The organism is Xenorhabdus griffiniae (assembly GCF_037265215.1).
Classification (GTDB): Bacteria; Pseudomonadota; Gammaproteobacteria; order Enterobacterales; family Enterobacteriaceae; genus Xenorhabdus; species Xenorhabdus griffiniae.
Map to the genome: position 1 here is coordinate 3,550,875 of NZ_CP147737.1, position 12,337 is coordinate 3,563,211.

At 43.6% G+C, this 12,337-nt stretch carries 9 protein-coding genes; 3 read left to right on the top strand and 6 right to left on the bottom strand.

Annotated features, from left to right (window positions below; translation table 11 throughout):
• The first annotated feature begins 96 nt into the window (after nt 1-96).
• Entirely contained in the window at nt 97-780 is a 684-nt protein-coding gene (locus WDV75_RS15895) for a GNAT family N-acetyltransferase (RefSeq protein WP_273570830.1), read from the top strand.
• A 162-nt stretch (nt 781-942) separates the two neighbouring features.
• Here WDV75_RS15895 and lpdA read toward each other — a convergent pair whose 3' ends face one another.
• The 6 genes from lpdA to ampD all read right to left on the bottom strand — a co-directional run bounded on the left by lpdA (nt 943) and on the right by ampD (nt 9,862).
• Complete coding sequence (gene lpdA, locus WDV75_RS15900; RefSeq protein ID WP_189761024.1) at nt 943-2,370, bottom strand: dihydrolipoyl dehydrogenase; 1,428 nt, start codon at nt 2,368-2,370, stop codon at nt 943-945.
• A 203-nt stretch (nt 2,371-2,573) separates the two neighbouring features.
• Nucleotides 2,574-4,418, bottom strand: a complete 1,845-nt coding sequence (gene aceF / locus WDV75_RS15905; RefSeq protein ID WP_273570827.1) for a pyruvate dehydrogenase complex dihydrolipoyllysine-residue acetyltransferase — start codon at nt 4,416-4,418, stop codon at nt 2,574-2,576.
• 13 nt (nt 4,419-4,431) lie between these two features.
• Nucleotides 4,432-7,095 (bottom strand): pyruvate dehydrogenase (acetyl-transferring), homodimeric type, encoded by a 2,664-nt coding sequence (gene aceE / locus WDV75_RS15910; protein ID WP_273570825.1) that lies wholly within the window; start codon nt 7,093-7,095, stop codon nt 4,432-4,434.
• A gap of 238 nt (nt 7,096-7,333) precedes the next feature.
• Nucleotides 7,334-8,098 (bottom strand): pyruvate dehydrogenase complex transcriptional repressor PdhR, encoded by a 765-nt coding sequence (gene pdhR, locus WDV75_RS15915; protein ID WP_099131626.1) that lies wholly within the window; start codon nt 8,096-8,098, stop codon nt 7,334-7,336.
• Between the two features lie 361 nt (nt 8,099-8,459).
• A complete protein-coding gene (gene ampE, locus WDV75_RS15920) occupies nt 8,460-9,314 on the bottom strand; it encodes a beta-lactamase regulator AmpE (RefSeq protein ID WP_273570821.1) in 855 nt (284 codons plus the stop codon).
• Nucleotides 9,311-9,862, bottom strand: a complete 552-nt coding sequence (gene ampD / locus WDV75_RS15925; protein ID WP_273570819.1) for a 1,6-anhydro-N-acetylmuramyl-L-alanine amidase AmpD — start codon at nt 9,860-9,862, stop codon at nt 9,311-9,313. The genes ampE and ampD overlap by 4 nt, the downstream gene beginning before the upstream one ends.
• Nucleotides 9,863-10,199: 337 nt before the next feature.
• Between ampD and ppdD the strand changes: the two genes are divergently transcribed.
• Both ppdD and gspE read left to right on the top strand, forming a co-directional pair.
• Nucleotides 10,200-10,622 carry a prepilin peptidase-dependent pilin gene (gene ppdD, locus WDV75_RS15930; RefSeq protein WP_273570817.1) on the top strand — a complete coding sequence of 141 codons (423 nt, stop codon included), beginning with the start codon at nt 10,200-10,202 and terminating at the stop codon, nt 10,620-10,622.
• Nucleotides 10,623-10,801: 179 nt separating this feature from the next.
• Nucleotides 10,802-12,301: a type II secretion system protein GspE gene (gene gspE, locus WDV75_RS15935; RefSeq protein WP_273570816.1), complete on the top strand. Its 1,500-nt coding sequence runs from the start codon at nt 10,802-10,804 to the stop codon at nt 12,299-12,301.
• Nucleotides 12,302-12,337: the final 36 nt, after the last annotated feature.

Genomic DNA, 12,337 nt, shown 5'->3' on the forward strand with positions numbered 1-12,337 from the left:
GAACCAATAACAAAATTCTGGATAAATGAGTCTGGAGGGTGTATTCAATGGAACGTGGTACAAAAATCTTTCAATATCACTAAAAAGGATATCATCATGCCCAATAGCGAAGAACATAACGCGATATCAGCAGCAAGTCATTATCCTACAAGCCTTATAGCGGAAAAATTCTACCCTGAATATCAAGCTAAAATTAAGGAGGTCAATAAACATGATATGCTATCTGAACTTGACGCACTCCAGGAGAATGAATCCAGATGGTTTTATAGACCTATAATGGGAGTGTTTAACAATAGACATATTACATTCATTAGTACATGTAATTCCATAAGAAACACTTTTGATTCTAGATATGTTACCGGTGGTATACACGGCTATCGTCATTTTATCTGTTCATGTTCAGTTACAGGTAAGGTCGTTGGGATCATCATACTTAATCCCGCCAGACCTAATGTATCTGATAATGAAGTTGACCAAATCGCATTTATAGTCACCTATCCTAACGGTTATGGCTATGGTGGCCTGCTGATTCAGCATGTAGTCAATATATCTCTCGGATTAGGCCATAAAGGTATATTAGAAGTTAGAGCAGAGCCTGATGCCGAAATTTTTTACCAAAAATTAGGTTTTGAATATATGAATAACAGTAACTTTTTAGGTTTAAAACAGATGAAGTTAAATCCTGATGCTAGTGATAAGTGGCGTAAAATTAATGGAAAATATCAAATCAAAAGAACTCCTCGTCCACATAGTACAAATTGGCAATGCCATTTACTGTAGATTCAATTTATCATCTTTCGGTTATTAGAAAATAAGTCGTAGGAAACCATTATCGTCTGAGGAAATACCTTTAATATGCCAGATCCATTACAAATAAAAACGGCTTTCATATTAGGAAAGCCGTTTAAAATTTCTATTTAACCCACTACAAAGTTTAAAGAATTATTTCTTTTTCTTTGCTTTAGGGTTTGGCAAGTCAGTGATGCTGCCTTCGTAAATTTCCGCAGCCATACCAATTGATTCGTACAGCGTTGGGTGAGCGTGGATAGTCAGCGCGATATCTTCTGCATCACAACCCATTTCGATAGCCAAACCGATTTCACCCAGCAGTTCACCGCCGTTAGTACCAACAATAGCACCACCGATAATGCGGTTAGTTTCTTTATCGAAAATCAGCTTGGTCATACCATCTGAACAGTCAGATGCAATTGCACGACCAGATGCTGCCCATGGGAAAGTCGCGGTTTCGTAGCTGATGCCTTTTTCTTTTGCTTCTTTCTCTGTCAGGCCAACCCATGCCACTTCTGGCTCAGTGTAAGCAATGGATGGAATAACTTTTGGATCGAAGTAATGTTTCTTACCAGAAATAACTTCAGCAGCAACGTGGCCTTCGTGGACACCTTTGTGCGCCAGCATTGGCTGACCAACGATATCACCGATAGCAAAGATATGAGGCACGTTAGTACGCATTTGTTTATCCACACGGATAAAGCCACGATCATCAACTTCAACGCCCGCTTTGCCAGCATCGATCAATTTACCGTTTGGTACACGGCCGATGGCAACCAGAACCGCATCATAACGCTGTGGCTCTGCCGGTGCTTTCTTACCTTCCATTGTTACGTAGATGCCATCTTCTTTCGCTTCTACTGCGGTCACTTTCGTTTCCAGCATCAAGTTGAACTTCTTGCTGATGCGTTTAGTGAACACTTTAACAACGTCTTTATCCGCCGCAGGGATCACCTGGTCGAACATTTCTACCACATCGATCTGAGAACCCAGCGCGTGGTAAACAGTACCCATTTCCAGACCGATAATACCACCGCCCATCACTAACAGGCGTCCTGGAACGGTTTTCAGTTCCAGTGCATCGGTAGAATCCCATACACGAGGATCATCATGTGGAATGAATGGTAGCTGAATTGGGCGTGAACCCGCTGCGATAATGGCATTCTCAAAATTAATTGTTGTTGCGCCGTTTTCGCCTTCTACCACCAGAGTGTTAGCGCCGGTGAATTTACCAACACCGTTAACAACGTTAACTTTACGGCCCTTAGCCATGCCGCCCAGACCACCTGTCAACTGAGAAATAACTTTTTCTTTCCAGAGACGGATCTTATCGATATCAGTTTGCGGTTCACCAAACACGATACCATGCTGTGCCAGTGCTTTTGCTTCTTCAATCACTTTGGCAACATGCAGCAGAGCTTTGGATGGGATACAACCAACATTCAGGCAAACACCACCCAAAGTAGAGTAACGTTCAACCAGAACAGTATCCAATCCTAAGTCCGCACAACGGAAAGCAGCAGAATACCCTGCTGGGCCTGCTCCAAGCACCACTACCTGGGCTTTAATTTCAGTACTCATCATGACCTCTTAATTGTTTGTCCGGCGGGTCAGACGAAAAAAAACCATATTCCACCGGGACGTACACACCGCGAGCAGTTTACAGAATTGTAAATAACCTGAAAAGCGCGTTAACGTGACAGAAATCCCAACCTGCCAGATGCAAGACGAAAAACTCTGTCACGGTAGTAATCATCAGGCCAGTATATTTACTGGCCTTTGCATTACATCACCAAACGGCGGATGTCGCTCATCAATTGATTAATATAAGTGATGAAACGTGCACCATCTGCCCCGTCGATCACACGGTGGTCGAAAGACAGAGACATAGGCAGAATCAGGCGCGGAACGAATTCTTTACCATTCCAGACTGGTTTCATGGAAGAACGAGACAGCCCCATGATTGCCACTTCTGGCGCATTCACAATTGGTGCAAAACCGGTAGTACCGATACCACCCAAGCTGGAAATGGTGAAGCAACCACCCTGCATGTCGGAAGCGGTCAGTTTACCAGCACGTGCTTTCTTGGAAACTTCAGCCAGTTCTCTGGACAGTTCCATGATGCCTTTCTTGTTGACGTCCTTGAATACAGGAACAACCAGGCCGTTAGGTGTGTCAACCGCGATACCGATGTTGACATATTTTTTCAGGATCAGCTTCTGGCCATCTTCAGAAATGGAGCTGTTAAAGCGAGGCATTGCTTCCAGCGCCTTCGCAGCAGCTTTCATGACGAACACCAGCGGAGTGATTTTCACGCCCAGCTGTTTCTTCTCAGCTTCTTTGTTCTGTTGCTTACGGAACTCTTCAACTTCAGTGATATCCGCTTCATCGAACAGGTTAACGTGAGGGATCATAACCCAGTTACGGCTGAGGTTAGCACCAGAAATTTTCTGGATGCGGCTCATTTCAACTTCTTCGATTTCACCGAATTTGCTGAAATCAACTTTTGGCCAAGGCAACATACCTGGCAGACCGCCACCCGCAGCAGCTGGCGCTGCTTCTGCACGTTTAATCGCCTCTTTCACATAAGCCTGAACGTCTTCGCGCAGGATGCGACCCTTACGGCCAGTTCCTTTTACTTTAGCCAGATTTACGCCAAATTCACGAGCCAGACGACGAATCACTGGAGTCGCGTGAACGTAAGCGTCATTTTCGGCAAACTCATTTTTGCTTTCTGCTGGTTTGCTTGCTGCTGGCGCTGGTGCTGCTTTCGCAGGTTCAGCCGCAGGAGCCGGAGCCGCTACTGGCGCAGGGGCTGCACCCGCAACTTCAAATACCATGATCAGAGAACCGGTTTTAACTTTATCGCCAGTAGCGATTTTGATCTCTTTCACTGTACCCGCGAATGGTGCAGGAACTTCCATTGACGCCTTGTCACCTTCAACTGTGATCAGTGACTGCTCTTCAGCAATGGTATCGCCCACTTTTACCATGATTTCGGTTACTTCAACTTCGTCACCACCGATATCAGGTACGTTCACTTCTTTTGCTGCAGAAGCCACAGGCGCTGCTGCTGGAGCCGCTACCGGTGCGGGCGCTGCGCCAGAACCTGCCACTTCAAATACCATGATCAGAGAACCGGTTTTAACTTTATCGCCAGTAGCGATTTTGATCTCTTTCACCGTACCTGCGAATGGTGCAGGAACTTCCATTGACGCCTTGTCACCTTCAACCGTGATCAGTGATTGCTCTTCAGTAACCGTATCACCTACTTTTACCATGATTTCGGTCACTTCAACTTCGTCACCACCGATATCTGGCACATTCACTTCTTTACTTTCTACTGCTGCTGGTGCGGCCGCGACTGGCTGTGCAGGTGCAGCTTCTGCTGCACCATTTGCGGATTCAAAAACCATAATCAGTTTGCCAGTTTCAACTTTATCGCCAACCGCAACTTTGATTTCTTTAACTACACCCGCCTGTGGAGAAGGGACTTCCATAGACGCTTTGTCACCTTCAACCGTGATCAGTGACTGTTCTGCTTCTACTGTGTCACCAACTTTCACCAGAATCTCGGTAACTTCAACTTCATCTGCACCAATATCAGGTACGTTAATTTCGATAGACATTAATCTTTACCTCTTATGCCAGACGTGGGTTAACTTTTTCTGGGTTGATGTTGTATTTCTTGATAGCTTCTTCAACAACTTTCACATCAACTTCGCCACGTTTAGCCAGTTCACCCAGAGCTGCAACAACCACATAAGAAGCATCAACTTCAAAGTGATGACGCAGGTTTTCACGGCTGTCAGAACGACCAAAACCGTCAGTACCCAATACACGATAGTCGCTTGCAGGAACGAAGTTACGTACTTGCTCTGCAAACAGTTTCATATAGTCAGTAGAAGCAACAGCCGGAGCATCGTTCATGATCTGAGCAATATAAGGAACACGAGGTTCTTCTGATGGGTGCAGCATGTTCCAACGCTCACAATCCTGACCATCACGAGCCAGTTCAGTGAAGGAGGTTACGCTGTATACATCGGAACCGATGCCGTATTCAGCAGACAGGATCTTCGCTGCTTCACGAACGTGACGCAGGATAGAACCAGAGCCCAGCAACTGAACTTTACCTTTCGCACCGTCCAGGCTTTCCAGCTTGTAGATACCTTTACGGATGCCTTCTTCAGCACCTTCCGGCATGGCTGGCATGTGATAGTTTTCGTTCAGAGTGGTGATGTAGTAGTAGATGTTCTCTTGTTTCTCACCATACATACGCTCCAAACCATCTTGCATGATAACAGCAACTTCAAAAGCGAATGCTGGATCGTAAGAGATACAGTTAGGAATAGTCAGGGACTGAATATGGCTGTGACCATCTTCATGCTGCAAACCTTCCCCGTTCAGCGTTGTACGGCCAGAAGTACCACCAACCAGGAAGCCACGAGCTTGCTGGTCACCTGCCGCCCAGCACAGATCACCGATACGCTGGAATCCGAACATGGAATAGTAGATGTAGAATGGGATCATTGGCAGGTTGTTGGTGCTGTAAGAAGTTGCAGCAGCCAGCCAAGATGAAGCAGCACCCAGTTCGTTGATACCTTCTTGCAGGATCTGACCTTTTGCGTCTTCTTTATAGTATGCAACTTGCTCACGGTCTTGCGGAGTATACTGCTGACCATTAGGGCTGTAGATACCGATTTGACGGAACAGACCTTCCATACCGAAAGTACGTGCTTCGTCAGCAATAATTGGAACCAGACGATCTTTGATTGACTTGTTCTTCAGCATGACGTTCAGTGCACGAACGAAAGCGATAGTGGTAGAAATTTCTTTGGATTGTTCTTCCAGCAGCGAGCTGAATTCTTCCAGTGCTGGGATTTCCAATTTCTCGTCAAAGTTAACGCGACGGCTTGGTACATAACCACCCAGTGCGTTACGACGCTCATGCAGATATTTAGATTCTTCAGAATCTTTGTCGAAAGTGACGTATGGCAAGTTTTCGATCTGCTCATCAGCGACAGGCACATTGAAACGATCACGGAACTGACGAACGCCTTCCATGTTCATTTTCTTAACCTGGTGAGCAATGTTCTTACCTTCAGCGGTATCACCCATACCGTAACCTTTAATGGTCTGAGCCAAGATTACAGTTGGTTTGCCAGTGGTATCCTGTGCTTTTTTCAGTGCAGCGTAAACTTTCTTCGGATCGTGACCACCACGGTTCAAAGCCCAAATTTCGTCATCAGTCATATCTTTGACTAATGCAGCAGTTTCTGGGTAACGACCGAAGAAGTGTTCACGAACATAAGCGCCATCTTTAGACTTAAATGTCTGATAGTCACCGTCCAACGTTTCGTTCATCAGTTGAACCAGTTTACCGCTGGTATCTTTACGCAGCAGTTCGTCCCAACGCTCACCCCACAGGACTTTCAGTACCTGCCAGCCAGCGCCGTCGAAGATACCTTCCAGTTCGTTAACAATTTTGCCGTTACCGGTTACTGGGCCATCCAGACGCTGCAAGTTACAGTTGATGATAAATACCAGGTTATCCAGTTTTTCACGAGTTGCGATAGTGATCGCACCTTTAGATTCTGGCTCATCCATTTCACCGTCGCCCAGGAAAGCGTAAACGGTTTGTTTAGAGGTATCTTTCAGACCACGATTTTCCAGATATTTAAGGAACTTAGCCTGATAAATAGCGGAAATTGGCCCCAGACCCATTGAAACAGTTGGGAACTGCCAGAAGTCAGGCATCAATTTTGGATGTGGGTAAGAAGACAAGCCATTACCGCCGATTTCTTGACGGAAATTGTTCATCTGCTCTTCAGTCAGACGGCCTTCAAGGAAGGCACGGGCGTAAACGCCTGGAGAAATGTGGCCCTGGAAGTATACCAAGTCACCACCATCGTTTTCGTTACGAGCACGGAAGAAGTGGTTAAAACAAACTTCATAAACAGTTGCGGAAGACTGGAATGAAGCCATGTGACCACCCAATTCCAGATCTTTTTTAGATGCACGCAGAACAGTCATCACCGCATTCCAGCGAATAGCAGAGCGGATTCGGCGCTCTAAATCCAGGTTGCCAGGGTAAGCAGGCTCATCCTCAACAGGAATAGTGTTGATGTAATCACGGCTTGCAGTACCTGCAGCAACGTTAACGCCACCTTTACGAGCTTCACTCAAAACCTGATCAATCAGGAACTGAGCGCGCTCAACACCTTCTTCACGGATGACCGATTCGATCGCCTGTAACCAATCGCGAGTTTCGATCGGATCCACGTCATTTTTCAAAATATCTGACATGGTGTATTCCTTATCTGTTATCTATTTCTAATGGTTATTGGAGCCTATCTTCTGGTCATACCTTTTGACGAAACTGCCTGTTATGACCGGAAGATAGGCCCTGCTATATATTGCCGCTAAAACTCTTGATAAAGAGTTGACAACTGTACAAACGCAGCAGTCAAGATCTGTACAGTTAAGTTAGAACCTACCCCATTCGGGAATGTGATTTGTCTACGACGCCCTAAGGGACAGGCTCTTATTCCTGATGTTGTTGGAGCCGCCTCAATGAACGCTCACGACGAGTACGCTCACGAGTCAGATCCAATAAAACTTCTTCAATAAAAGCCAAATGGCGATGAGAAGCCTCACGGGCTTTTTCCGGTTCTCTCGCCATGATAGAACGAAAAATTTCAGCTCTATGGTCACTAACCGCTGCCAACATCTCTTTACGGGTATAAATGACTTCAAAATTGCGCCTGATATTTTGTTCTAACATTGGGATCATACAGCGCAATAAATGCAGCAATACCACATTATGGGCAGCTTCCGTGACAACAAGTTGGTATTGCAAGACAGCATCAGATTCCGCATTCACATCACCACTTTGTTGCGCTTCTTGAATGGCAAGATGGCTTTGCTCAATGCGTTGGAAATCCTCATCAGTTCCTCTAAGCGCTGCATAATAAGCAGCAATCCCCTCTAACGCATGGCGTGCTTCAAGGAGATCGAACTGGGATTCTTGATTCTCTGCAATAAGTTGGGCAAGTGGGTCGCTGAAACTTTGCCACAGATTGTTCTGTACGAAAGTTCCGCCCCCTTGACGACGGAAAAGAAAGCCTTTGGCTTCCAATTTTTGAATGGCTTCGCGCAATGAAGGACGTGATACTTCAAACTGCTTTGCCAGCTCACGCTCAGGCAGCAGTTTTTCTCCCGGGCGTAGCGAGCCTTCGAGAATGAGCTGTTCAAGACGTTGCTCAATCACATCTGATAACTTTGGTTGGCGAATCTTGCTATAGGCCATATCTGCGGTAAGCCATTCAATAAGTAAATGTTGCTTTGGACTATGCCTTATTCAACTAAGCCTTACTGACTAAATCTTAGCCATTAAACCCTAGTTAGCAGGTCAAAGTCAATTGGTAATACCAATTTAGAATACAGGGTCTTAAAGTAACAAAGTATTCACTAGCTGTCTATAAAGACCTTGGGCTAAATCATAAAAATCTGCAAATTTTAACAAAAGATTTTAAATCTTATTAGAAAATTATAACCAAAGAGGATTGTGAGATGAGAATTATTAGGGAGATTTAACGTTTTTTAAACGTATATACCAAAAAGATAAAGGGCATACAGTTACTCAAACAGCCCTCTATCTTTCTTGTTTATCAAACTAAGGCTCCATAAATCGTCAATAGTGCGACAATAATTACGATAGTAAAGGTCGCTTTTTTCGCTAACGTTACAGCAGCGACAGGCGTTTCTATCGGGTCAAGATGGGGTTCTTTACTTAATGCGAATTGCGCTAATTGACTAACGACCTTGTATTGTGATGAGCGAAAATCAGTGAGTGATGCAATCCAGGCTGGCAAAGCTTTCTCTCCATGTCCTAACAAAGCATAGGCAATACCAGCCAAACGTGCAGGAAGCCAATCCAGCCAATGCAGTATGCCGTCAACACCAGATTGTGCTCTCTGCACCGCCGTCGCGTGCTGGGCCAACCAACGTTGATAAGCTCTGAGGCAACCATATCCCATCAAAACCGCCGGACCAAATTTACCCAATACAGCCAGCCAAAAAATAGGGGCAAGATAATAACGGAAATTTATCCAAATCAATGAATTTTGTATCTCACGTAATCGCTCTTCTTTTGTGGTGTCAGGTAATGTGCCCTGAATCATCGTCAGACGAGCAAGATACTTTTTCTGCTGTCCAACATCATCCTGACGCACTGCCTGGAGATATCCACGGTAATCATGCCGCAATCTGCCTGCACCAATACATAACAGACTAATTATGATACCCAGCACAATCGCGAGAATACCAAAAACAACAGAGCTAGAAATATCAATCAACTTCCATGTCAATAAAGCGACCAGAAAGGTCATTCCCAAGCTACCCCATAGTGAATGTGACTTGAGTCTGGCAAAAGCTGGGGCTAAATAGCGTTCCAGTTGCCAGTGATCCCTCATCTTAAAAACACGTTCCCATGCCAGTATTAACAATAGAATAAAGAGAGTCATCCAACTCGCTCCTTCAATAATTGACGGTAATGTTCCCAATAAAAATAAGGCCCAGGATCAGTTTTCCTTCCCGGCGCGATATCGCTGTGTCCTGTAATATTGTCACGAATATCAGGATATTGGCTAATAAGCAGCTCAGTAACTTCCACTAATTGAGTGTACTGAATTTCAGTAAACTCCTCATAATCTGTGCCTTCCAGTTCAATGCCTATCGAAAAATCATTACATTTCTCACGGTCACAGTAGCAGGAAACGCCAGCATGCCAAGCTCTTTTATTGAAAGGAACATATTGTACAATCTCACCATCACGCCGGATTAAGCAGTGGGCAGAAACACGTAAATGCTTAATTTCATCAAAAAAAGGATCAGCTTTAGGATCTAAAGTTCCCATAAATAATTGATCAATATAAGGGCCACCAAACTTGCCAGGAGGTAAACTGATGTTATGAATAACCAATAATGCTGGTGTTTCTCCTTCTGGGCGCAGATCACAGTGCGGGGAAACAACCTTTCTCGCACCATCAATCCACCCTTCATGCAGCTTCATTCTTTTACCTCCCCCTTAATATTTAATATCACTTTGCCAAAATCACCATTCCAATCTGGCCAATATCAATCAGCTTCATTAAACGTAATACTCTGGCTTAAAGTGTAACCAGTTAGCATGTTAGCACCTTTAATCGGCCAATATATCAGGTGATTTCTTACTTTACGGACAGACTCGAAAAATTTGTGCAAAAAAATGTAACATAAAATTATTTTTTCGAGCCAGCTTCATGATTTTTATTAACCATATTTTATTTTTCTCTTTTTTCTCCATGATTATTGGCGCCGATACCCAACAGATTGCAACTTAAAGTTTAATGCGTATATAAGGAGAAAAAATGAAACAACAAGGATTTACATTAATTGAAGTGATGGTTGTTATGGCTATCGTGTCTATTCTTGGCGCAATTGCCATTCCCAGCTATCAGGGATATATCCAAAAAGCCGCATTAACCGATATGCTACAAGCTATTGTGCCTTATAAATCTGGTGTGGAACTGTGTCGCTTCGAAGCTGAAAATTACAAAGATTGCCACTCTGGTCATCCCTCCATTCCATCAGGCCACAATAGCCGCTATATCAGCACCATATCAGTAAAAGAGGGAGAGATAACAATAGTGGGCCAGCAAAACCTGAATGGACTCCATGCCACATTAAAACCTATTCAAGATACAAAGACTGGTTTCGTTCAATGGAAAGCGATTTGTGAATCTGAAAATGAATCGTTAAAACTAAAATGCCAGGAAACCTTGAAATTTTAACTTCCCACTTTCATTCCTGACAAGATTTAAATTGAAGAGAAAACAATTAAGTCACGCCAATAAATAGGTTTTCATAATACTGAGAGTATCAGATGTTGGAGTTCCTTACCCCGCGCGGAGCGCGGGGTAAGGAATACTCCTATCATTTTGAAACGCTATTTATTAAAGGAATAAAGATAATGACAAATAAGGATTACTGCTTAATGGAAAAAGAAATAAAAGAACTGTGTCAACGATATCAGGCCATTATCATAAAAAAAGATATCCATACAATCACAATTGCCTGTAGTAAATCACCTAATGAGGATTTCACTGCCGCACTAAGATTTATTTCAGGCTTAATCGTTAATGTCGATATTTGGCCACAAGCAAAAATAGAATCGATGTTGACAGAAGAAAATTCATTAATATCAGCAAAAAATTACTGCTCAGAAAATGATGAAGAGGAACCATACCGTATAGATCGCCTTGATAGCAGTTATGTTCATTATCATGATGCAAGACAAACCAATAATTTCCATGATGATGAAATAGGCACACCAGTTATCCAATTAATTAACCAGACGATATTAACTTCAATACAAAAAAGAGCTTCAGATATTCACTTTGAGCCATCTCAGCGTGGCTATCAAATACGTATTCGAGTTGATGGTACATTGCATACCATGCAAGCGCCACCCTCTCAAATGAATGCGAGTATTCCTGCTCGTTTAAAAATCATGGCAAAACTCAATATCGCTGAAAAACGCCAGCCACAAGATGGGCAATTTGACTGGAGTGACAACAAAAACAGTTATGCAATTCGTATATCAACACTACCCACATTATATGGGGAAAAAATAGTCCTGCGTATTTTAAATACCATCCATCAGCTATCTCTGGAACAATTGGGATTGCCTGAACCACAATTACAACTTTTAAAACAGAAACTCCATTTACCACAAGGGATGATTTTAGTCACTGGACCGACCGGCAGCGGGAAGACTGTCACACTGTATAGCTGCCTGCAATATTTAAACCAGGCTCAAAAGAATATCTGTAGTGTTGAAGATCCTGTCGAAATTCCTTTAAATGGCATCAACCAAACGCCTGTTAATAACAAGATTGGTCTCGATTTTGCCAAAGTCCTCAGAGCATTATTACGACAAGATCCCGATATCATTATGGTTGGTGAGATCCGTGACAATGAAACCGCTGAAATATCAATGAAAGCAGCTCAAACAGGCCACTTGGTTTTATCAACTCTGCATACCAATTCCACTATTGATACGTTATCTCGCCTGCATAATTTGGGAATTTCTGGCTATACCACCGCCTCATGTGTGAAATTGATTATTGCACAGCGACTGGTTCGTAAGCTTTGTCCCCATTGCCGACAACAAGACAGTATACCTACAGTGATCCCTAATATTACTGGTTCAACATCTATAAAAAAATGGAATGCGGTCGGTTGTGATCACTGTTTTTCTGGCTATTACGGCAGAACAGCCATATATGAATTTCTCGAAATCAAACCTGAACTCCAGCAAGCCTTGTCTGAGTGTTCTAATGCCAGCCTCTCACATTTACTTGCCTCACAACAAAATGTAACACTTTTTTCAGCAGGACTGGCATTAGCAGAAACAGGAATAACCACGCTTGAAGAAATTTATCAGATTACAGGCCATGAGACAGTATGAAAATAGAATATATTTACCAATGGCAGGCAATTAACA

Excerpts from the sequence above, each read along its gene's own strand:
- WDV75_RS15895 (WP_273570830.1), top strand. The coding sequence starts at position 97 with ATGCCCAATAGCGAAGAACATAACGCGATATCAGCAGCAAGTCATTAT.
- lpdA (WP_189761024.1), bottom strand. The coding sequence starts at position 2,370 with ATGAGTACTGAAATTAAAGCCCAGGTAGTGGTGCTTGGAGCAGGCCCA.
- aceF (WP_273570827.1), bottom strand. The coding sequence starts at position 4,418 with ATGTCTATCGAAATTAACGTACCTGATATTGGTGCAGATGAAGTTGAA.
- aceE (WP_273570825.1), bottom strand. The coding sequence starts at position 7,095 with ATGTCAGATATTTTGAAAAATGACGTGGATCCGATCGAAACTCGCGAT.
- pdhR (WP_099131626.1), bottom strand. The coding sequence starts at position 8,098 with ATGGCCTATAGCAAGATTCGCCAACCAAAGTTATCAGATGTGATTGAG.
- ampE (WP_273570821.1), bottom strand. The coding sequence starts at position 9,314 with ATGACTCTCTTTATTCTATTGTTAATACTGGCATGGGAACGTGTTTTT.
- ampD (WP_273570819.1), bottom strand. The coding sequence starts at position 9,862 with ATGAAGCTGCATGAAGGGTGGATTGATGGTGCGAGAAAGGTTGTTTCC.
- ppdD (WP_273570817.1), top strand. The coding sequence starts at position 10,200 with ATGAAACAACAAGGATTTACATTAATTGAAGTGATGGTTGTTATGGCT.
- gspE (WP_273570816.1), top strand. The coding sequence starts at position 10,802 with ATGACAAATAAGGATTACTGCTTAATGGAAAAAGAAATAAAAGAACTG.